The following is a 23,045-nucleotide window of genomic DNA, read 5'->3' on the forward strand; positions in this document are numbered from 1 at the left end:
TTTGTTTTTAACTTCGAGAACCTTCTGTATATTTTTTAGCTCCTTTTCTTAAGTCATTAGGTTCTATTTCTTTTAATGGAATTAAATCTCCCTCATAATCATCAGGAAAAAGGCAATACGAATATACCTTAGTTTTAGGTGCTGTCCAAAAACGCACATAATTATCTTGATTTCCGCCTAATATTATATAGTTATTAGGATTATTCTTATCAATACCGACTATAAAAGCTGTATGAGTATTACTTTTCCATACAACCACCCCACCTATATACATTGTAGTATGCCGTTTTGCCCATACCTCCGTTGTGTGGTGAGGTGTTCCACCCTTTCTTGATACTTTATTAACATCTTTATACCATCTAGCTCCAGGATCATTTTGAGATTTATATCCTGCTGTTTTTAAACAATAATTTACAAATGCTGCACACCATTCATGATTTCCTGTCTTTATATCTTTCTCCCTTCCGCATCTTGTCATTTTAACATTATCTGTACTATTATGATAAGTACTTATTATATATTTACAATTATTATATTCTGAAATACCCTTTTCTTCTTCTGCTATTGCTATTTGAACCCATTTAGGTAGTTTACCCTCTTCTTTTTTCTCCTTTTTCTCTCCTGTTAGTAAAATACATTCATCAATTTTAAATATTTCTTTGGTAGACTTGTATTTCGGATTCCCATTTTTATCTTTTGGAGCTGTATAATTTACTTTTTTACTGCTTCCTGATATAGTAGCTGTGGCACTACCACCCCGGTAATGTACAATCCTTTTTGCTCTGGAATCTGTTTTCTCATTTAGTTCATTCACTATATTGTTTACAATTTTATCATCGTTATTTTTGGTGGATTGAGACGCTAAGGCATACAAAGATTTTTCTACCCATTCAGCCATCCCGGTAATAGCCGCCTGATGTGGGGTATACCCACTCTCTGGTACTGAATCAAAAACATTAACTTTACTCTCCGGTGCTAGTTTATCTATTACTTTCTGTATTTTTTCATAATTCCCTCTTCCGGTTACTTGCAACAATCCCCGTCCTTTAAAATTCCAACCGTCATTGCCTCCTTGGTTTCCTATATCGCTTTTAGTACTGTAGGCAATATTAGCTAAGGCTATTGGATTTGAAGCGGTTTCCCTCCCTTGAGTTTTTCCGTATAAATAAGCTTCCGCAATGGGTTTTGCTTTTTTTCGATCCTCATAAGCTAAGCGTTCGTCATTCATCCCTTTATAAATATTTCGTTTATTGCCTCGTCCATAATCTTCGTATTTACTTCTAAAGGTATCAAATACTTCTACCAACCTTTTTGGTGTATAATGCTTAAAATCTTCTCCTTCTAATGCTCCTAATAAATCCCTCCCGGATTCTTCTATACTTTGGGCAAAAAAATGAGCTTTTCTTATACAGTAATGGAATTAAATCTCCCTCATAATCATCAGGGGCTAACAATTATTTAAATATTAGACTAAATCAGTGTAGTATTTTTAAACATATGTATTCAGCATTTTTTAGACCTAATTTTTATTGTTTTTTGAAAAGCACAGAAAATAAGATAAATACGGAGTAGTGTTTAATCATGCCCATTGTAATTTTATTGAACTTTATATATCATGATTATTTTTTCTTTATAATTTCATAACCTAGTTTTTTAGGTTTTGTTATTACATCTTGAGATATCCATTGGGTTGTCAAATAATAGTTCCCTTTATCTTCAATTAAAACAAATTCAGGATTCATATCTCCCCCTTGTTTATATCCATACAAATTTCTTGAATGATATAAAGCGAGTTTACTGTCCTCCTCTTTAGCTGTTAATAGGTCTATAAAGCTCATTTGGAAACCGTCTCCTGTTGCTTTTATACTATCTTTTGTTATATCTAAAATAATTTCATAACCTGCTTTCTGCCCTCCTATATCTCCATAGTCTAACCAAACTGAATAATTCCCATACCATTTTTTAGAAATATTATTTACTGCGATAAAATCATTAGCTCTTAATTTTTGAATTTTAGTATCTATGAAATTTTCTCTCCATTCTTGTTCTAAATTATTTTCATTTAAGGACTGTATTTTAATAGAATCTAACAATTCCCATTCATTTGAATTATTTGTAAATAATTTCTCCATATAGTTATCTTTTTGATAATATATTGGATCTCCTGATTTATTATAGTTTAAATACTTTTTTTCAATCAGAAAAACATAAATGTTAAATTTATTTTTAAGTTCATCAATAGACAACTCATTAATTTCTTTAACAGATTCTTGAGTATTTAAAATTATGTCATTTTTAGGTATATAATAAATTAGAATATTCCCTAAATTATTATTCTCTTTTGGATTATAAATACAGCCATAATCAGCTGTTACAAAATAACCATTTTCAAAGGAAAAATCTCCGCATTTTAATATGTTATCAAGAGAATAATTATCTACCTTATTTTTTATTCCAATCAAAGACTTTTCTTTATCTTGCCCTTTACAAGAAACTAAAGTACATGAGATTAAAATTAAGGTCATATATATTAATTTGATTTTCATAATTATAATTTTTTAGTATAATTTTTGGGTCTAAAATATCCTTTCCATCCATCATGAGTAGATAATGCTCCACTATTTCTCATATATATAGCCGTTCTCGAACAGCCTTTTCCAGAATACCCACCATTTTTAACTTGTTGAGATTCTCCTACAGCCCCTGTTCTTCCTATTGCCTCTAAAATAGTTACTAAATCTGTAGATTCATCATACTCATATACTATGCCTGTATGACCAACACCATTACTTTTTCGCCAAACAAATATATCTCCTCTTTCTGGTTTAAAATCTGATTTATTACTTCCTGAAACAAAATCTATTTTATCAGAATTTATAGCTTTTCTAAAATCACTTTGTGTTGTCATTAATCCTGTATAAATAGCTTTTACTTCCGAAGTTATACCTAATTTATATAAATTTAGCACGACGTTTTTGAATATACCTATTCACCGTTTTTAAAGCCCTCTTTTTTAATATTAGATAAAAAACATTAATGTAAAACAGAGCTTTAATTATGCATATTATTATTTACTGCACTTTATTTAATATATATTGTTTATTATCATAATAAAAATCTAAATAGGGAGATTCCCATAAATATTTTTTACCATCAAAATATATATTTCCAAAATCTTTTGTTTTTTCTAATATAGCACTCTCACTACCATCTAAATACTTTGAATAAGACAATAATAATTTATTATCAACTTCTTTTCCTGTTAATAAATATTTTTGATAAATCTGATAACCTGCTATTTCATAAATTATAGAATCTTTTGAAATACTCAATGTAATACTTTTATCTTCCCTCCAATCTTTAGATTCTTTACTGATCACATGATATATTCCAAACCATTTACTTGAAATAATTTTGTTTTTATTATATTCTTGCTTAGTTTTATATGTATATTCTTCTGGCTCATATTCTCTTAAATAGTATGTAGGGGGGGGGCAATCGTAAATAATAGTTGATAATGGTAATCTAGTTAATTTCCCTACATTACTTAGACCATAAAGTTCGTATAACTCAAAAGATTCTTTTTTTGTACTGTTGCTATATTTCCCAATAGCAATACCTGTTTTATCAACATTACCAGATTTGTAATTAAATTGAGAATAATCAAAGCCTTTTGGTATTTTTAAAGTATCTATTAATTCTTTATTTTTCCCTTTTTCCCTTTCTATAAAAAGGTATCTTATTTTTTCTTTTCCAGATTTTATATCATCTCTAGAATTAATAAGGGCTAATTCTGTAAAAGAAATATTATTTGTATTGGAAATATTTTCTTCATTCCATAGAATAAAATATCTGGATTCAGTGTTTAGAAAGCTTGAAATACTTTCAGATTTAATTTGAGTAATTCCTACCCCACTGTAATCATCATAAATTACGTCAGAAAAATTGGTAATATTATTATAAGTTATACCTAAAGCTATATTCTTTTCTTGGGATTGGCATGAATTAAAATTTAATAATATAAAGAAATATACTATTATTTTAATCTTTTGTTTGATCTTGTTTTGGAGCATTCCATTTTGTTTTATGTCCATTTTCATTATATTTAAATTTAACGGCTTCATCCTGTTCTTTCGTATTATATGAATTTAACTTAACAAATCTTGCAGGATTAGTTCTTCTTGTTTTTCCTGTCCCATAGGCATTTAGTATTGTTGTGATTTCAAAATGCAAATGTGGACTAGGAATATTATTAGCTATGCTCCCAGACACTCCTGACAATCCAATTACATCACCAGACTTTACCTTATCTCCTTTTTTAACATACCTTTTACTTAAATGCATATATATTAAATATACTTCATCAGATTCTTTAATGTCAATCCCTTTGATTTCTCCTTTTTTAAACTCTAATGAATAATTAACTTTTTTCTCTTGTTCCAGTAAGTCTTTTACATTATAAATTTTTATCCTTATTGTTTGTCCTGCTTGATTACCCGCAACAGACTCTTCTACTATTCCATCTAAACAAGCATAAACTTTGGTACCATCAAACTCATTTTTTATATAAGGCAATGCGAATAAATCTAATCCTGAATGATATTTAGTATAACCATTTCTAACATCTCCATAAGCTCCATTTACAGGTTTAATATTTCCGTACGAATTATATTTAGTTCTCATTGGATTATCTACAGGATCATGCCACTTCCCAATACTTTCTTTTTTGTCTTCTTTTTTAGCTAAAACCTTACAACTGAAAGTAGTTGCTTTATTTATTTTTCCTTTATCTATATATTTTTGTATTCCTTTTTTTATCTCAGCCTTTGTTACCATACCATCATTATTGCCATATTTAGGATTAGTGTCAAATCCTTTATTTACTGGATATGCTTTTATTCTTAAGGAATAATTTTTATCATTCTTATCAAGCCCTTTTCCATCTTTACTAAAAACTACATGCTCATCAGGTTTTCCCATAGATGCAGGGAATAACACTTGTAAATAGAAATCTACAAATTCTAATTTTTTATTTCTTTGTGGGTAATAATATTTTCTTACATAATCTAATTGTTCAAGAGCCGTCATTTTTTCTAATTTCTCTACTGTAGTTCCTAATTGTATGGCAGTATCTCTCATAAATTGTATTAAACCTGTCGCTGAAGATTGTCGGTTTTTAACAGAAGGAGAAAAACTTTCTCCTGTTTCCCATGCCATTACTGCCATAAGATTATTTGCGGTATTTTGCCAATCATTTGGCCACAATTCTTTACAAATCTCCACTACTTTTTTCCTAAATTCACAACTTACTTTTGCTCCCCAAATTAAATCATATTGTTTACATAAACAATTCTCAATCTTCTTATCCTCTCCGGTCATAACTGCCCGGTTTCCGGGTATGGGCTCCATTTTAATTGTAGAGGTATCTACTTCTATGATTTTGGTACTCTTGGCTAAGATTTCCCCTTTTAGCTTTACATCTACATAGATTTCATGTTTGCCGTCTGCCAATTCCAGCCAACTGGTTCCTCCTTTTTTATACATTTCTTTGGTAAGCTGTATATCCAGTTCCTGAACATCTGCTTTCATCTGGACTATACTGCTGTCTAATTCGTCTTTGAGTGGCCAGTCATCTTCATAAACGGTATATTCTATGCTCTGTCCTTTCAGGTTTTTGCCCTCAATCTTTAATTTCAGTTTTCCCCCGTAAGATACTTTACTCTTATTTCCAGGAATATATAAGCTCACTTTCTGAATTTGGGGATCTTCCGAAGTAATCATTTCCTTGTATGTCTCCCTGAATTTGTTCCATCCTTCTTTTAAAAAAATAGTTCCCTTATAAATGATACTTTCTTCTTTTTTAGGCTGTTGTTTGGGCTTATCCTTTTTTGCGTTCCCCTCTTCAAGTTGGGCCTTAACTTTATACTCATGCTTCTTTATGGGGTTTACTAAAAGCTTATAGTCATTCAGAGGAAAAGCAGTAGTTGCTGTCCCTTTAGTGCTTACTTTTTCAGTAGTGTTTGTTACGGTTTTATATTCGGTTTTCCCTTGTTTTTCTTCTTTTTTTAGTAACGTGAATTCTATTTTCTTTCCCACGCTTCCCGTTGTATTGGCTACTACATAGAGAATCTGTCCTAGTTTCAGTTTTGCATTCTGGCTCAAGGGTTTGTCTTTCTTTACATCATACAAGGTAAGGGAGGTAAGGGAGGGTTTTTGATTGGGAGATACTTTTACAGATAAGGCACTGTCATTGTCTAGTTCAGGTGAATATAAATACCCTACTATTTTTATGTCTTTTCCTATGGCTTGTTCATGAAAGGTAAATTCTCCGATTTCTTTTTTAAACTTCAAGATATATTTTCCTTTTTCTTTGTAATAAACTGCCCACTTTACATTAGCAGGGTTTTTCATTTCTGTAGGTGTTCCGGGATACCACTCTGTTACCCGGTACTTTTCTTTTATTCCCGCTTTGGGGGTGGTATTCCCGGTTATGGCTTTTACCCCTCGTTTTCCAATCTTTTTTTTCTGGGGAATCCTTAGTATCTGTCCTTCTTTGAGGTTAGCTATTTCATATTTCCCTTTTCCTTTGGGGGTTATTTTTATTTCGGGATTTGCTTGCAGTATTTTATGTTCTTCTACAGTATACTGTCTCGATATTCCATAAAGGGTTTCTCCTTTTTTTACTTTATGGTTGATGTAAGTATATTCAGGCATGGATTTATCTTTTTATTAGTTAGTAAGGGATAAGACATAAGAATTTCACGCTTTACACCTTATTTCTTAATTCCAACTTTACTCATTCTACCCAATTTTCTGTATCGTTAATTATTTCATTGAAATTAGTTAAAGGCATCAATTGCTGTAATACTGTTTCATCTGATTTTTCAAAATGCAGAGAATGAACATCGGTAACCTGGCCATGAAAAGTAATCTTTATACAGCCACTTCCTCCTAACGGGCAATCTGCCGTACTATCTTCCAGTAAGAGACAAGAATCATTTTCTACTATTTTCTGATTATCTTTATAATCCTTCCACCCGGTTACATTCGCCATACAAGAATTTCCATTTTTCTTTGAACAGCTCCCAAAGGTATTTTTTTCAAAGGTTTGTCCTAATTCTTTGGTTGTAGCTGCCAGTTTGTACAATCCTTCACCATCATTTAAATAGACAGAAGTTTGGGTTTTCACTAAAAGTTTATCAGGAGTACTTCCAAAATCACATTTACAAATAGCCCCCTGGCATACAAAATATTTCTGACTCATAGGTTTTTTATTAGATTTCTATCTCTTTTTTAGTTTTTTTAACGATCATGGCTACCTACAGGTATTTTTTTTTCAATCAAACAACCGTCCCCAAAATCCTTTTTTCTTCCTTTGGTATTTCTGCCATTCGGCTTGTTCATCAAAATCTTTCTTTTTTGCGGGTATCGGCGTATTTTCTTTTTCTTTTTTATGGATTTCTATACATTGTATGTCTGCTCTAATGGAATATCCTTCTTTTTCAGTTATAACTGCTTCTATGTTTTTTATGAGCTTGGTTTTATTATCCAAAGTATAAATACTGGTAAAGGTATCCGGGGTATCTAAGTCTTGTACAAAAATCAAAATAGAGTTTTCTGAATCATTTAAATTTTCAGAAGACTTAATAACCGAGTATTCTTTTGTTGCCTCTCCTTTCAACAGGGAAGGAAATTTCCATTTTTCTTTTTCCGGAGGATTCGTATATTCAGTATACAGGGGTACACAGTATAAAGAGAGGAACCAATCGTTTTTTAGTTTTTTTAAAACCAGTTCCGGGGATTTCAACGTTTGATTGATGTTATTTATATAACTATCCAACGTTTGCCCGGCATAATTCATTTGTAGGTTTTCCTTTACCTCTTCCCATTTTTTCAGGATAGATTCATAGTTGGAAATATTCAAAATTTCTCCTTGGGGGCCCAGTTCTATTTGTAACGATTGGAAGATACTTCCTACCAGAGCAGATATTTTTTCTGTTATAAGGTCGGGTTCTATTCCATTAATAAGAACTTTGGTTAGCTTTTGTATGCTTAGTATCGGATTTTTTGAACTTGGCGATTTCCTTTCAAGCTTTACTCCTGCCCTATATTCTATTTTAGTCTTGGTATTTTCTTTTTCTATTTCTATGACGACTTCATACTTATGATACAAAGAAGAAAAATCGGCCTTAAATACAGGCTCTTTTAAATTATTGGAAGAAGGGGTAAAAAATAAAGGAATGTTGTCCATTGTACTATAAAATAAGCAAATATTTATCCTCCAAATATAATTATTTTCGCTTATTGTTAAATAAAATAAATTTTATTTTTATGAAATACCTGTATTTTATTCTTTTACAGAGATTTTTTGTTTCGGGAAGGTAACAGAATCCTACGTCAAGGCTATGTAATTCAATACACGAAAGCTCATCTAAATCGTTTTCAATTTTTTTTTAAATTATAATTCGTTTATTCTCCCATATGCAAGGCAGCTTTGCCAACCGATACTATCCCCATCCTGAAAACATGAAAAAAGTCTCATTTTATAAACCTCACAGTAAAGGCGATTAAAACAAGTAGCCTTAATAAATAGACTAACGGAATGTTCCGCGCTTTTTCTTTGAGTATGAAAAAGTAGAAGAAGTGGCTTCAAAGAAAAAAGAGAATCCAGTTTGTGAGAATCAAATCTTTGAAGTGCAATTTCTCCCCCCATAGGAAAACCCATAATCCCCATTTTCCTATTATCACAGCTTCTAAAGAAATTGTTGAGGTTCTAAAAAGAGAATGGCCGGAACCTTGGTTACATAAAGAGAAGATACCTTGTAAAATAGTCCTTTCTCGCAAAGCTCAATTCATACGGAAATTGAAAAAATCTGGAAAGGGGTCTGATTGAGGGTATCAAGTACGGAAGTAAAATATTCAAAAAACCGGTCGTAAAGTAATAAATTCCAAAAAGAAAAAGCTCTCTTCCTCCTGTAATTTATACACAAGGTCCGGATAACATCTTTACAACTATAAAAAGAAAACGAATTTTTGAATATTTCGGGTTTAATCTTCCTAAAAAATTTAGCCAAAATCTAACTTAGTTTTTGATTTTGAAAACCGGGAATACGACCTGAAGGTAAACAACGGGGTAAATACCTCCACCACCGGGGAATGTCTTACCAAATATATATCCTCTTTTGATCTTTCCTACTTGTTGGGTAAATCTGTGAACAGAAAGTTGTCTTAACAAATACAAAAAACTTTAAAATAAAAAATACAGATTAAGCCATCTCATACATACTTAAAAATCCAATATTATATCTTTAATAAAAATTAGCTGAATTTATTTTTCATATAAAAAATAATCAGTACTTTTACTTTATCTATTTAAATTATAGTATTACTAATATTAACCTTATATTCGCTCATACCTTATGAATTCATCTAATTCAGATAACTTTGGAAATCAGCCCTTTAAAGTATTATCACAACAGGAAATAGAAAAAATAAACAAAACCGGCACTTATGCACGGTACGGAGGTCTGAAAGACAACCTGTATGGGGACGGTTCTCTGGTTTCAATAGGCGTTCAAATTCAGGGAGTTGATTATTTCACTCAAACCAACCTTCGGCTGGAGCTCAAACAAAACTTTAACGGACATCATACCTTTGAACTTACTGCAGATCCAGATGAGTTTGGAGAAGGAAAAGCCTATCTGTTGGAGAATTCCCGTCAGCATCTGGGGAAAAGAATCACTTTCTTTTTCAAACAGTTTGGAAAAACAGCCTCCCAATTTATTGGGGTTATCACCCAAATCTCCACACGAATTAAAGACGGTTCCAAGCATATTATCCTCAGGGGAAAATCCCCTTCCATACTTATGGAAAACGGGCTTCACTGCCGTAGTTTTGAAGAACAAACCTTTGAACAAATCATTAAAGAAGTAAACAAGGGCTATCCCCAAGATTTAATCAGTTTTGACATAAATCCCAATTACAAGAATAAACTACCTTATACCGTTCAGATGAATGAAAGCGATTTCTCTTTTCTTCAGAGATTATCCCATCGTTACGGGGAAAATTTCCATTATACAGGCGACCGTTTCCGGTTTTCAGCCTGGGGAGCTAAAATAGTGGAACTGATGGAAGGGGAAGATGTATTTGATTATGAGCTTAAAATGGAAATTCAGCCCCAGGGCTTCAGCACTACCGTTTATGATCCTAAGCAAAGTGCAGATTATACTGTAGATTCTGCTTCCCAGCAAGTACAATCCTCAGAAAACCCTTTTCAGCAGTTTGCCATTAATGCTTCAGAAAAAGCCTACAATGTTTCCCCAACAAATCATTACCTACAGAACCCAAACAACCAGATAGATATTCAAAGGTCGGTGGAAAGGGAAAAAAGAAAAAGACAGAATCTGGTGTATATGGAAGCCACAAGCAATAATCCGGAACTACAAATAGGTACAGTGGTTAAAATGATGGCCTGGATGCCGGGACACAATACCTTTAAGTCTGGACGGGTCCCGGTGGAATCGTACAAAATTATTTCCATTTCGCATACTTTTGCAGATGGAGAAGGCTATACCAACAGCTTTGTGGGAATACCTAAGGACTTATCAGTACCCGCTGATTATAATGAAAACGATTACCCCAAAGCAGATATACAACATGCCACTGTAACGGACAACAAAGATCCGCTTAAGATGGGGAGAATCCGAGTACAGTTTGTATGGCAAAAGCCATACAATCAGCAAACTCCCTGGATACAGATAATTCAACCCCATGCAGGAGCAGATAAGGGAACTTATATCAACCCAGAGATAGGAGAAACCGTACTAGTGGCCTTTCAGGGAGGAAATGCGGAATATCCGGTAGTATTGGGAACAGCTTATAACGGAGGTGAGATAGCTGCCTATTACACCGAGGGAAATGATATTAAGGTGATACAAACAAGAAGTGGAACCAAAATTATCTTTAATGATGCGGAAGGGCAAGGTTCTATCCTGATTGAAGATCCCAGCGGTAACAAAATGTTTATGGACGGAGAAGGAAATATAAAGGTGAATGCGCCTAATAATTTTTCCGTTAAGGCAGGTAAAGACATCATTCTACAGGCCGGAGAAAACATGCATACTTTTGTAGGTTCTGATAAATCTACTACAATAGGCCAGATGAATTCACTTACTGTCGGAGCCAATTATACAGTGAATGTTACCGGAAAATATTCCGAATTTATTGATGGTGACTTTGTTTCCGAAGCCAAACAAACCCGTAACGAAGTAAGCATGAAAAACTTCGAGATCATCGGTAAAGAAAAAGTTTCCAAAAATGCTGAAATACGGGTTAATAATAACAGTGGAGAAAAATCCAATTTATTTTAGCCATGAGTAGAGACCGATATGTAAAAGGTAATATTACTAAAATTACCCACGGCAATCATAATATGTATTCCAAAGAGAATATAATCACTAGATCTATGGGAAGGATATTTGAAAATGGAAAACAAGAGGGAGTTGTACTGGGAGATCCTGAAGAATATATAAGAGAAGGAGAAAGAGTTATCAACATCAAATCAGACTTATATATACGGAATTCTCAGGAATTACAAACACCTTACCTAGATATATCCAAAATTCTCAATTATGAAAGCTCAAAACCTTTTATTGCCGGCATCAGGGCTATCTTCGGAGATGATATAAAACATACAGCTGCCAAAAAATTTATGTTGGATTTATTGGCAAATAATGTTCCCTTACCAAAGTGGAAGGCAATACCTCTATCAAATTATCAGGGCGGGTTTTATAATGAAAAGAATAAAACCATTTATATTAATGAAAAAATAATTCTGGAAGCCGAAAATGATCCGGAAAAAAGCTGGTTATTGTTTCAGATAATGATTGAAGAAATCGGACATTATATAGATGACTTACTCAGAAATAAGTATGATGATATTGGAGGAGATGCACCCGGAGATGAAGGAACAAGGTTTGCCATAGATTTTATTCATTATAATAGATTATTGTTTAAAGAATTTACATTTGCTGAATTTGAGATAGAAGATAAAATTAAACAGACCAGAACCTTTACCGCAAAAGTGTTAAAAAATATTCCGAATATTGAAATTAAATCAAAAGACTTATTTTATGCAGAAAAGAAAGAAGACGATCATGGAATTGTAATTTTAGATAATGGGGAAGAAGTACAAGTAGAATTCTTTAAAATCCGGGGAGGAGGTGCCATCCATGAAAATATTACCAAACAGGCAGCAAAAGCAGCCGGGGTAATTTATGACTATCGGCTAGATGAAGGAAGTGCCTGGCCGGATGTACCTTGTGAAAATCAATCTTCCATTGAAACCTGCTATTTAAAAACATGGATAAATCTAAATAAAGAAGGAACTCTTGCCTATGAAAGTCATAATGGTGCCAAGCAATACTGGCACTCTATGGCCCCTTCAGGAAATTACACCAACCAACAGGTAAAAGAATTAATTCTTAACCAGGCAGAAGAATGGTTTAAACAAGGAATTAACCCTGAAAATAATAAAAAGCTGTCATGGTTTCACAGCCCTATCGGAAATTCCTATAGCGGGAAGAAAGATGGAAATGATGGTTTATTCTTCATAGGAAAAATTCTTCATATGGTTCAGGATTCCTATTCACTTTCTCACGTTCAAAGAGACGCTAATAATCAAATTGTACAATTTCAGGGGTATGATGCACAAGATCCTGATAAACATGCTCATCCGGACAAAGATGGGCATTCCAAAGGAGCTCAGAATGCTTTAACTGCCTCCACACAGATTTTAAATTTTTATAAAGAATACAGAGAAGGTAAATTTACTTCAGAAGCAGGCGTATTACGGGCGTTAAGATATTATCTGAGCAATACCGTTTATCCCATAGTTCCTAACAGAGAAAATGTTAATGCCGGAGGTTCATTACCTGCATATCAAAAATAACGTAACAGATTATGAGTAAATTAATTATTATCCCTATTATTATTCTGCTTCTCCAAATTGCAGGCTATATGTTTCTATTTTATGGAAACAAACATGGACATGCCGATGTTCCTATTGCATGGATCATATTTAACATTTTGGGAATTTTTAACCTGATTGTACTGGTACTCTCTTATTTTCTTTTTTTTAACTCTGAAAATAAAATTTCTTTTTGGTGGATTCCTGTAACCATAGCCGTAATTACTATTATCATACTGATTATTCAGTATATAAGAATGGCTATGGGTAAATTTTAATACATTAGCACAAAACGGCACAGAGAAAAAGGAAAAAATTTATCTTTTGCAATAATGGAAAGAAAAAAAGTATAATAATTTAAAAGTTAATATAAATATAATTAACTACATACAATTTAATTAAAAGTTTACCGGGTGAATAGATATATGGTAATAAATACAAAACTTATTATCTTAAGTTAATTTTGAAAATAAGGAGTTATACAATCCACAGTAATTAGTAATAAAAAATTATATTTTAAAGATTGATTTTAAAATTACACCCCATAAAAATTCTTAAACTAAATTCGTTGTCTAAAGGACGAAATAAAAAATCGCAATCAGTTAAAAATTAACTACTTGCGATTTAATACAGTGATCGCGAAAGGATAGAAACCCAATCTTGTAACATACTTAATTTCCAACATATAACAAATTTTAAAATTGTAAAGGGTACGTATAGGGGGAATTATTTCAATTTATCATATTAGTTATTATTTTAAAATAATAATTACATTTTAGATAAAATAATTTAATTGTTTTTAATTATTTTCATTTAGTGTTTTTTAAGCCCTTATTTTTAATATCAGACAAAATAGATAAAGACCAAGTGGTGGCAAATGTTAGTTTACTCTAATTCTACTGTTTTCACAGATTTTACTTTTGTACTTCCTTCATATAATTCTATTTTATATAAAAGATATTTTGGTTTATCTATAAAAGATTCATAAATAACAGGGATTACTACGCTAGCTTTTCCTTTGAATATATTTTGTTGGTAGATATCCATCCAATTATCCAAAGGCTCTTGTATTTTTATAACATCAAAACTATCTTCACATATATCTTCCTGTAAATATCTCGGAGTATATAAACTATCTATTTTTAGTAATTTAGAAATAAGCTCATATTTTTGAATTGTATTAGATAATTTATACTCAATAGAATAAATCCAATAGGACTTAGGTAATGAGCTTCTTAAATTAATTACAGATACACTATCTTTTTCATCTTTTATATTAAAAAAACCTATCTGGCTAGCAAAATTCATACTCAAAGAAACAGGCTGAATAATAACTATATGACATTTTTCATCACCTTTTATTTCTTTTGAAAGAAGAATAGATTTATATACATTCAACTTAACTGTATCTATCTCTGCCTGACATAAATTTCCATAATAAGAGCAATTGTTTTGTCCATTACCCCTTATTATACATAAAAATAATAAACTAAGAAAAAGTAAAACCTTTTTGCTGTACATCGTATTTTATTTTAATTATACTTTTGACCAGAAATAATTTAGTAACATTTTGAGAACTAATAAAATGTTAGTTTACTCTAATTCTACTGTTTTCACAGATTTTACTTTTGTACTTCCTTCATATAATTCTATTTTATATAAAAGATATTTAGGTTTATCTATAAAAGATTCATAAATAACAGGGATTACTACATTTGCTTTATTTAATAAGATGTTCGCTTCATAAATCCTAATCCAATTGTCTAAAGGTTCTTGTATTTTTATTATATCAAAATTATTATCACATATTTCATCATAAAAATAATATAAAGAATAAACATCATCATTTTTTGTTGATCTTTCTAAATAATATATATATTCTTTATTTTGCAAAGAATTAGATAATTTATCATTAATTGAATAAAATCTATAAGATTTAGGGAAAGATTTTTTCAAATTATTAATAGATGTAGAATCCTCAATTTCTTTTATATCATAAAACATTGCTCCATAGCCCGGCGAATATTTCATATCTAAAGAAATAGGATTAACTCCCACTATATGACATTTTTTATTATTTTGCAGTTCTTTAGAAAGAAGAATTGATTTATAAATATTCAATTTAACTGTATCTATTCTAGAATTACAAATACTATACATAGAACAACTATCCTTAATTTGCCCACTAAGTAATGCTATTTCAAAAAAGAATAAACTAAGAAAAAGTAAAACCTTCTTGTTGTACATCATATTTAATTTTAATTATATTTTTTATTATAACTAATTTTTTAACATCTTGTGCATCAATTATTGCTGTCCCATGACGTTCAGGATATTTTCTAGGTGGACTAGGATAATTAGTATCTCGACTATCAACACTGGAACTATAACGCTCATTATCCCCATTAAGATACCCAAATTCTATTTCACTTCGTCCAGCTCTTGATGAATTCGTAGCCATTCCTCCGTAAGAAATCCGTTCTGGTATTCCAATTTCTCTTCTTATTACATTACATAATTTAGCCTCCACTTGTGTTGGCCCTTCTGTCTTATATTCATTAGATAATAGTTCATATCTATCATCTGTCAACTTCAATAAAACATGTCCTATAAACTCATGTTCTAATATTCTAGTTAAACCACTATATCTAGGAGTTAATTCTGGTAATGGTATATTAAATTCTTTAAAATGAAGCTCTCTAGAACTAGGTAATTCATAATATGTAAACTTAACCATTAAATCATCTTCAAAATCCCCTAAATCAATACAGGCTATATTACCAATAAATGTATCTTTTACATATCCTTTACTTCCATCCTCATATTTTTTATAAACTTCTTTCCTATATCCCGGGACTATTCCTCTATTTACAGGTTGTTTTGCATATATATCCTCAATCAAAACACCATCTCTATCATAAGTATTCCCATTCTTATCTTTACTGGCAGAATAAGCTTCATAACCAAAGCTATACCCAAAAAGTAACTTACCCTTAGAGATTTGTTCCCGGTTCAATTCCTTTTTCCAGTGGTTTATTGCAGTAGGAGATGTCTTTTAAGCCGGAGTACATTCCCCTTCATAATACAGCATTTCATTTTCCTTGTCATAGGCAATCTTTATACCGTATTCTTCATTAAAAGCCTTGTGGAGTTTTTCGGGAATTTCATATACCTGTTGTCCTTGTTCATCATAAAACCTTGTATGAATTCCGCCTTCCCCTAAGCTAGATTCAGCAACTCCTTCTTCCTCTGGATTTTCAAAATAAGCATAAATAGTAATTTTCTTTGAGGATTCAGTCTCTGAAACACTAAGAGTAACCTCCTTTTTTCCCATTACTTGAGATATAGATATAAGATTTTCACCATTATTCTGTAAAGACCATTTTATTCTTTTTAATTCTATCTCATTACGCAACTCCCTATTAAATTCAGTAACTTTGTATTTATAGGACTTTCCTTTCTTCAATACTGTAACCTTTTCTCCTTCTTCATTAAATGGACCTTCCAACTTAATTACCCGTAGGGATTCTGGTGGTTTATAATTATTTAGGTATTTTACTCCTCCATCCTTACCTACCATAGTAACCTTTTTTGCATTAAAAGTAAGATCTCCTCCATTGGCTGTAAGGGTTATAGAGCCTTTTGCCCTTTTTATACTTTCTCCCCCTATGGTGCGAACTATTTTCCCTCCTTTCATATTATTTGGGCTTTTATCTCTCAAATGTACTATTTTTTGCACATTATTGGATAAAATGTTTTGTCTTCTTTTTTTAGAGGAATTTTTTGTCATGGGAAGGTAACAGAATACGACGTCTGGATTGATTTTCCTTCAATAAATCAAGCTTATTTAAGCCAGTTCCAATCTTTTAAACTATAATTCCACCCTAAAAAGAAGAAAAACCAAGAAATGAGAAATTCGAGGAATTAGTTTTGATGTTTAGGGTGATTATTAATTTTATATTTTATCAAAAATATAATTTTTAGCATCTTTTAAATTTTCAAACAACTTATTTATGAAATCCTCCCCAATTTTAATTTTATACTTTCCTGTTTTCCCATCTCTATAAATTAACAAGTGCTTTCCATTAATATTTAAATAATAGTTTCCCTTTACACTCAATTTCCATTCCTTTTTCACCCAATTCACCCTCCTACTAGCTTGGTTCCTTAAATTTTTTTCTCTTTTTTGAGGTTTACATAATCATTAGTCATTTTTTCTGCACAAATAAAGCCTACCCTGAAATATTCCCTACTTCTTTATGCTCTACAATATGAACATAACGAATTTTTTCATTTCCGCACATCATACAGGTTTCATATTCGGTTTCTCATTCAGATCTTCCATCTTCACGAACATCAATAATATCAACATAAGTCCAACCTTTATGGGGAATCCCTTCGAGTTTCCAGTAATTAGCCATAAGTTACTCTAATTTCATGAAAACATCATGCTTATTTGTTTTTTAATACGTCAAGATCTTTTATTTCATATTCGGGCTCTTCATTCCATTCCTGTCCTAACAAAATTCTACCATTAGCTTTTTTACTTCTTCTTATTCCATCTTCTCCCCAAGTTCCCCATTGTTTAAAAAAGAAAGCAACATCTTGCTCATCACATTGATTCTGAATATCAATAGCCCATATAGGTTTCATTGGTCTAGCTCTTACCCCACTTTCACCTCCAACAATAACCCAATGTATTCCAGTTAAATCTAAATCGCCCATCGCTCCAATTAATGGTTCTATAGACAAAAATCTAATTTTTGCATCAATTTTTCTAAGAACATCTATTCTATGTTTAGTTCTAGCATATTCAACAGTTACACCAAGCCAAACATTATCTGGCACTTTCTTATCCTTAAAATATTCATCTAATTTTTTTTCTCTTTTAGTTAAAATCTGATATTGGTGTTGAGGGGTTTCTTCTATTACTTTAAAGACTTTATCCAGAAATTCTATTGGCATTTTTTCATGAAATAAATCACTCATAGAATTTACAAAAAATTTAGTGGGTTTCTTTATATTCTTAGGTATTTCAAGTCTTTCGGGCATTAATGTAAATTCGAAGCCGTTTTCGTATCCTGGAGTGCCCATAGCTTGCAACCTTTTCGCCATTATTTCAGCATAACAATATTTACACCCTGTAGTAACTTTATTACATCCTGTAGATGGGTTCCAAGTAGCATCTGTCCATTCAATTTTTGACCGCTTCACTTTAATTTTATTTTAATTAATTTAACTTTTTCGTCATGGATTTTTTCGCTATAAGTTTTAACCTTCTCAATCTTCTTATCCATTTCCAATTTCCTTAGGATTTCATTACAATGTTTTGGTAAACAACCAAATTCGAATGTCTTTAAATATAATTTATATAATGATCTTTCTTTCTTATCAAAAATTTCCTCTTTAATTTCTTTTTCTAATAATCCTAATTTTTTTATTGTATTATCTTCTTCAAACATAGAAAATTGACCTTCTATAATTTTTTCTTCATCTATATTAAAATTAGCATCTCCTGTATAAGGATTAATTTTCCACGCTACTTTTAAAAATTTTTCAATGCCATAAGGATGGTTAGAACCAAAAATTAAACCATAAATATTTTTTCCTTTTTTTATTGAAAAGGGAGCTAACATATAATTCGTTTTAATTAAAGATTTGTAATATTCAAAAACTACCTTATGAGAATGAAATGGCTTAGATTCTTCGAATTCTTTCTTTGTAATTTTAATATAGCTATTAAATTCAGGTAGTTCACTAAACCTCCTGATAAATGATGATGAAATAAAAAATATAAAATCAGTCCTTTTAAAACTAACTAACTTTTTAAATATATCATTAGTAATTTCTTTAACACCAAACTGGTCTAAAATCAATAATCTTGGTAATTCAGGTTTATTAATCATTTTTGGATATAATTCAGAAAATAAATCCTGAAAGGGTTTATTAAATATTGCAATGTTTATTTTCTCTTTATTATAATTAAAATCACTAACATTTTTCTTTAGCGCATTAAATCTTTTTTCATCCATCTCATTTAAAATTATTTTTATTTTGACAGGCGTTTTAGATACAAAATGCTCACATTCATTCAATACATCTAAAATTATTAACGGACTTCCATAATTACCTTCACAATCCTTCCCTTCACCAGCAAAGAAATCATATATAAAAATATTTTCCCAAGACTTTTTTTTATCAGATGAAATAAATACAGGAAGCCATTCCTTGAAATAATTTCGAAAGATTTCTAATTTTGCCTTGGTTCCATCATCAAATGGTTTCAAAAAATGATTTTTATTAGACATATTTTAATTTCATAATAATATAAGATAATTCAAATATACAAATTTTGTCTCATTTTTTATCTTAGGCACAAACTCATTTAATCTTCTTTCTTTTTTCCAATCGGTTAATTACCCCTAAAAAGAAATTAAATCTATAAAATCAGATGTTCAACCACTTTAAAACACCATTCCGGTCTAAGTTAATCTCTTATTCTATGTCCTAAAAAATGATTATTAACAAAAACCTTATATTAAATTTAAGAGTTTGTATTTATTATTTTTTATCTTTGATTAATGTAAACTAATCACAAATTATAAAGTATAATGGGGGAAAAATCCAAAATGATTGGAGAATTTGGAGAAAAAACAGTAGAGAATTTTCTCAAATTAATTGGATGGGGAGAAGCTCCTCGAAACATTGAGTTTAATTGCCATAAAGAAAAACATGAAAAAGGAACTCATGGACTAGATTTTTTCTTTCCTTACAAATCACCCCTTGTTGACTTTGTCTTAAAGAAAATCAATATTTCAGTAAAATTTACAGACAAACCATATCCAAACTCTCCTAACTCAACATTTAAAGGTTATTTCAAAGATTTAGCATCAACAATAGAATGTTTTAAAACAAGTCCTGAATATAAAGAAATAATAAACCCTATTAAAAATTATTCGAAGGGAGAAGATATTGGAGTGTTATTTTGGCTTAGTAATGACCCTGAAACATACACCGACCTTATATCCAAAATAGCAAACTCAATACTTCCCGCTGATTACAATTATGATAATATTTATATTGTTGACAACAAAAGAATAGACTTTATCTACTTAAGCTTAAAATTTGCATACTGAAAATTTACAGATTCTGATGTTAGTTTTTTCTATCCTGATACAGGAAAAAATATCAACCCAACAATAAAAAAGAATTTTGGTAAAATATTACCAGTAGAATACATAAATTCAAGCATATTACCTTTGAGAATTGAAAACAATACTACTAAACAAACAACTTTAGCATTATTTACTATCGATTCATTTGAAATTGAGGACTTAAAAAGATTAATTAGTTTATCTCAAGAACTATCAAAATCTTGGTCTAGTAATATTTTATTATGTTTTCCAGATTATAACGAAGTTAGACATGCTGGGGAAGTTAGAACAGCTAAAAGTGTATTTGAAGATAGTAACTTAACTCATAATATTTCAGTTGAATCATATAATGATAGCTTTAAATCTCTACAATCTCACTAATGAAACAAGAACATCAACATATTGATAAGATTTTACCCTTTGGAGAACTTATTAGAGGATTTGCAAATCAATCATATATTTCTAAAACTGATTTAAAAAATTTCTTAAGAATCCGAGGAATATATTTTAATAATTCTGAAAAAGAAAACTTAGTTCCTTGTTTGTCTACTCTTTTATTAAGTCCCTCAGAATTTGACATTTTAAGAGATTATCAAAACACTAGGGAGGATAATACAAAGAAGAATACCAGTCGTTTAGAATGGAATACCAATAAAACAATCTCAGAGACATTGGATAATTTTAGTTTTGAAAATTTAATTCCTAATGAAGGTGTTAATTTTTGGTTTAATTCTGAACCTCAAATTTCAATTTTAGATAATAACCCTAATAAAATTCTCATTAATTATGAAATTGAAAGAAATGACTTAAATAAAAGTTGGTACGAATCAACTAATATATTTAAAGGTAAGATTGAAATTGAAAAAGTATCAGAAAATGAAATAAAAATTACAAAGTCATATACATCCTCCGAAAGCAATCTTGTAGGTGATAATTTACAAAAATCATTACTCATTCATTTTAAAAATAATAATTTCGTACAAAAAGATAAAGAGTTAATAAAGATTTTATTTGGTGATTTTAGTAATGAAGATAGAATTGTATTCTTTTATAGGCTATCTTCAAATATGAGTAGTGATTATTTTGAATTTAAAGATATTATAAATACAGAATTTAGACCTGATCCTTCAATCTCTCTTCCTGATGAAATTGATTGGATGAATAACAAAAGTGAACTCAAATTAAAAGGAAATCAAATCCATAATACTTTTTTTATCAGGAAAAAAAAATATCATAAAAATCTACAATTTTGGGAAATTGAATCTTCTTTTGATTTCGAATATTCTAATTATAAAGGAAGTTGTAATGTAATTTTTTCTTTTCAAGACTTTTTAAATAGTGAAGATAAATCAGAATTTGAAATAGCTATCTCCAACTTTAGCTTACATGATAGTACTGATTATACACCCAAAGAAAAAACAGAAATTAAAAATAAAATTTTAGATTTATTTGAACAAAAGAAAGATGAGACATATAAGAATTTTATTGAATATTTGAAAGGAGAAAAATAATAATTCAAAACAAACCGATTTAATCCACTTTCAGCACCCCAGACGGTAATTCTGCTTAAACCGAAAATAAACCCATAAAATCAAAGATTTAAAAGCTTAATCTTGATATTCCGGTTCAAGTCAGTCCGTAGTTTTCAGATTCTAAATCTATTCCTACCATTTTAAACAAAAAACCTAATTCCAATTATTAAGATTTTTACTTTTTCATTTTATCAGTATGACCAAAACCCTAATACCAAAACATTTTGCTTGTCTTATTCTATGGTCATTTTTCATTCTTCCCTTTAAATACTACAAACATTACAAACATATTTATTTTCTGGTAGTGTCCTTGTTTTACGAGTTCCTGCCTTGTATCCTCCTTACACCAGTAGTTGTGGATTCTTGTACAAGGAATATGTTTGCTTTGTAGAGTAAGATAAATTTTAGTTGTAATCAGCCAGGTTCATTTTTTTATTTTTGCTCAATTTTGCCATAGCAATTTTTTTTTCTTTATATAGGCTTTATTATCTTTATACAGGCTTTAGTAGTCAGTAAGGTATATATAAGGCTTTAAGGTATCTAAGGGTTAGAAGGAAGGAGTCTCTTATTATACTCCCCCCGGTGCGGTTGAGATTAACCGGGCTATATCTGATTTAAGTTTTTTCAATACTCTTTCTATCAAGGCTGTTCTATCTTTTTCACTATGTTCTTCATAGATTTTATTGAAGGCATTCCTACTTTTACTTCGGCTTCCTGCTTTCATTTTCATGAATAATGGCTTCCATTCCTTTGTAAATAAGGTATTCTTCCATTTCTTTCTTATTGCAGTTGTCGAGTGTTTTTACCTGTTCTTCTGAAATAACATTGACATACCGGGTTTTGTTCAGCGATTCTGTTAATTCTTTCCCTATCTCTGCCCAATGTTCTTTTACTTTTGCCAGGGTATTTATTTTTTCTCCGAATAATTTGACATTGCTTACTTTGTTAATCTGTATTTCATAGCAAAGTGAAAAAAAATATCAATTGATTTTATCTCCTATTTTTCTTTTTTTTCCTCTGTCTCTTAATATTTCAGTGTTTTTATCATAGAAAATAACACTGTACTTTTCTCATATGAACTTTACCCCTGTATTAGGGTAAACAGCTCCTTACCCCAGATTTTTATGATTACTTATACATAGGAAAAAATTCCTGTCTATGGCTGACAATCTCCTAAATTGGAATAGTCCGGTAGTCACGCCGATTTTAATCTTGTTAACCTTCACTTCCCAAAGGTTGCCTTTTTTCCAATCCTATTTTTTCCTTTATCTGATTAATACAGTCTATGTATTGTTTATAAAACAGGTTGATATGGTTATTTTCTCCCTTGTACCATTTCCTGATGCTTCTTTCAAATAGTATCCGGGGGTTCCCGGTTTTTTTTTAATTTAT

General features: G+C 30.6%; 23 protein-coding genes. 7 read left to right on the forward strand and 16 right to left on the reverse strand.

Annotated elements, in window-relative coordinates; translation table 11 throughout:
* Window positions 1-7: 7 nt before the first annotated feature.
* From Q0T35_RS02615 to Q0T35_RS02655, 9 genes are all read right to left on the reverse strand, one after another.
* Window positions 8-1,306 (reverse strand): hypothetical protein, encoded by a 1,299-nt coding sequence (locus tag Q0T35_RS02615; RefSeq protein WP_295840859.1) that lies wholly within the window; start codon window positions 1,304-1,306, stop codon window positions 8-10.
* A 313-nt stretch (window positions 1,307-1,619) separates the two neighbouring features.
* Window positions 1,620-2,546: a hypothetical protein gene (locus tag Q0T35_RS02620; protein ID WP_295840860.1), complete on the reverse strand. Its 927-nt coding sequence runs from the start codon at window positions 2,544-2,546 to the stop codon at window positions 1,620-1,622.
* Window positions 2,547-2,548: 2 nt separating this feature from the next.
* The gene (locus tag Q0T35_RS02625; RefSeq protein WP_293919247.1) at window positions 2,549-2,968 is read right to left on the reverse strand and encodes a CHAP domain-containing protein; all 420 of its coding nucleotides are present in this window, start codon (window positions 2,966-2,968) and stop codon (window positions 2,549-2,551) included.
* 103 nt (window positions 2,969-3,071) lie between these two features.
* Window positions 3,072-4,094: a hypothetical protein gene (locus Q0T35_RS02630; protein WP_295840861.1), complete on the reverse strand. Its 1,023-nt coding sequence runs from the start codon at window positions 4,092-4,094 to the stop codon at window positions 3,072-3,074.
* The gene (locus Q0T35_RS02635) at window positions 4,042-6,714 is read right to left on the reverse strand and encodes a peptidoglycan DD-metalloendopeptidase family protein (protein WP_295840862.1); all 2,673 of its coding nucleotides are present in this window, start codon (window positions 6,712-6,714) and stop codon (window positions 4,042-4,044) included. Before Q0T35_RS02635 ends, Q0T35_RS02630 begins: the two co-directional genes overlap by 53 nt.
* A gap of 82 nt (window positions 6,715-6,796) precedes the next feature.
* The gene (locus Q0T35_RS02640; RefSeq protein WP_293918532.1) at window positions 6,797-7,264 is read right to left on the reverse strand and encodes a DUF4280 domain-containing protein; all 468 of its coding nucleotides are present in this window, start codon (window positions 7,262-7,264) and stop codon (window positions 6,797-6,799) included.
* Window positions 7,265-7,336: 72 nt separating this feature from the next.
* Window positions 7,337-8,251 (reverse strand): hypothetical protein, encoded by a 915-nt coding sequence (locus Q0T35_RS02645; protein WP_295840863.1) that lies wholly within the window; start codon window positions 8,249-8,251, stop codon window positions 7,337-7,339.
* A 207-nt stretch (window positions 8,252-8,458) separates the two neighbouring features.
* Window positions 8,459-8,725, reverse strand: coding sequence for a hypothetical protein (locus Q0T35_RS02650; protein WP_295840864.1), 267 nt, complete (start codon window positions 8,723-8,725; stop codon window positions 8,459-8,461).
* Window positions 8,726-9,082: 357 nt separating this feature from the next.
* Window positions 9,083-9,235: a hypothetical protein gene (locus Q0T35_RS02655; RefSeq protein WP_295840865.1), complete on the reverse strand. Its 153-nt coding sequence runs from the start codon at window positions 9,233-9,235 to the stop codon at window positions 9,083-9,085.
* A gap of 184 nt (window positions 9,236-9,419) precedes the next feature.
* Between Q0T35_RS02655 and Q0T35_RS02660 the strand changes: the two genes are divergently transcribed.
* Genes Q0T35_RS02660 through Q0T35_RS02670 form a run of 3 tightly spaced genes read left to right on the forward strand, consistent with a single transcriptional unit; the run spans window position 9,420 to window position 13,245 of the window.
* Window positions 9,420-11,369: a phage baseplate assembly protein V gene (locus Q0T35_RS02660; RefSeq protein ID WP_295840867.1), complete on the forward strand. Its 1,950-nt coding sequence runs from the start codon at window positions 9,420-9,422 to the stop codon at window positions 11,367-11,369.
* Window positions 11,370-11,371: 2 nt separating this feature from the next.
* Window positions 11,372-12,949 (forward strand): hypothetical protein, encoded by a 1,578-nt coding sequence (locus Q0T35_RS02665; RefSeq protein ID WP_293918524.1) that lies wholly within the window; start codon window positions 11,372-11,374, stop codon window positions 12,947-12,949.
* An 11-nt stretch (window positions 12,950-12,960) separates the two neighbouring features.
* The gene (locus Q0T35_RS02670) at window positions 12,961-13,245 is read left to right on the forward strand and encodes a hypothetical protein (RefSeq protein WP_293918522.1); all 285 of its coding nucleotides are present in this window, start codon (window positions 12,961-12,963) and stop codon (window positions 13,243-13,245) included.
* Window positions 13,246-13,852: 607 nt separating this feature from the next.
* Here Q0T35_RS02670 and Q0T35_RS02675 read toward each other — a convergent pair.
* From Q0T35_RS02675 to tcmP, 6 genes are all read right to left on the reverse strand, one after another.
* Window positions 13,853-14,488, reverse strand: a complete 636-nt coding sequence (locus Q0T35_RS02675) for a hypothetical protein (RefSeq protein ID WP_293918521.1) — start codon at window positions 14,486-14,488, stop codon at window positions 13,853-13,855.
* A 72-nt stretch (window positions 14,489-14,560) separates the two neighbouring features.
* Complete coding sequence (locus Q0T35_RS02680) at window positions 14,561-15,214, reverse strand: hypothetical protein (RefSeq protein ID WP_293918519.1); 654 nt, start codon at window positions 15,212-15,214, stop codon at window positions 14,561-14,563.
* Window positions 15,183-15,983, reverse strand: a complete 801-nt coding sequence (locus Q0T35_RS02685) for a hypothetical protein (RefSeq protein ID WP_295840870.1) — start codon at window positions 15,981-15,983, stop codon at window positions 15,183-15,185. Before Q0T35_RS02685 ends, Q0T35_RS02680 begins: the two co-directional genes overlap by 32 nt.
* A gap of 39 nt (window positions 15,984-16,022) precedes the next feature.
* Complete coding sequence (locus Q0T35_RS02690) at window positions 16,023-16,757, reverse strand: hypothetical protein (RefSeq protein ID WP_295840872.1); 735 nt, start codon at window positions 16,755-16,757, stop codon at window positions 16,023-16,025.
* Window positions 16,758-17,419: 662 nt separating this feature from the next.
* Window positions 17,420-18,181: a phage Gp37/Gp68 family protein gene (locus Q0T35_RS02695; RefSeq protein WP_295840873.1), complete on the reverse strand. Its 762-nt coding sequence runs from the start codon at window positions 18,179-18,181 to the stop codon at window positions 17,420-17,422.
* On the reverse strand, window positions 18,178-19,275 hold the full coding sequence (gene tcmP, locus Q0T35_RS02700; protein WP_295840874.1) for a three-Cys-motif partner protein TcmP: 1,098 nt from the start codon (window positions 19,273-19,275) through the stop codon (window positions 18,178-18,180). The genes Q0T35_RS02695 and tcmP overlap by 4 nt, the downstream gene beginning before the upstream one ends.
* Before the next feature lie 303 nt (window positions 19,276-19,578).
* On the opposite strand from tcmP, the gene Q0T35_RS02705 reads away from it, so the two are divergent.
* From Q0T35_RS02705 to Q0T35_RS02715, 3 genes are all read left to right on the forward strand, one after another.
* Complete coding sequence (locus Q0T35_RS02705; RefSeq protein WP_295840875.1) at window positions 19,579-20,103, forward strand: hypothetical protein; 525 nt, start codon at window positions 19,579-19,581, stop codon at window positions 20,101-20,103.
* A gap of 123 nt (window positions 20,104-20,226) precedes the next feature.
* On the forward strand, window positions 20,227-20,502 hold the full coding sequence (locus tag Q0T35_RS02710) for a hypothetical protein (RefSeq protein ID WP_295840876.1): 276 nt from the start codon (window positions 20,227-20,229) through the stop codon (window positions 20,500-20,502).
* Entirely contained in the window at window positions 20,502-21,632 is a 1,131-nt protein-coding gene (locus Q0T35_RS02715) for a hypothetical protein (protein WP_295840878.1), read from the forward strand. Before Q0T35_RS02710 ends, Q0T35_RS02715 begins: the two co-directional genes overlap by 1 nt.
* A 589-nt stretch (window positions 21,633-22,221) precedes the next feature.
* Here the strand turns inward: Q0T35_RS02715 and Q0T35_RS02720 are convergent.
* Window positions 22,222-22,377, reverse strand: coding sequence for a hypothetical protein (locus tag Q0T35_RS02720; protein ID WP_295840879.1), 156 nt, complete (start codon window positions 22,375-22,377; stop codon window positions 22,222-22,224).
* Between the two features lie 434 nt (window positions 22,378-22,811).
* Between Q0T35_RS02720 and Q0T35_RS02725 the strand changes: the two genes are divergently transcribed.
* Window positions 22,812-23,012: a hypothetical protein gene (locus Q0T35_RS02725; protein WP_295840880.1), complete on the forward strand. Its 201-nt coding sequence runs from the start codon at window positions 22,812-22,814 to the stop codon at window positions 23,010-23,012.
* The last annotated feature ends 33 nt before the right edge of the window (window positions 23,013-23,045 follow it).

It is taken from the genome of uncultured Apibacter sp., from assembly GCF_946479295.1.
Taxonomy (GTDB): Bacteria; Bacteroidota; Bacteroidia; order Flavobacteriales; family Weeksellaceae; genus Apibacter.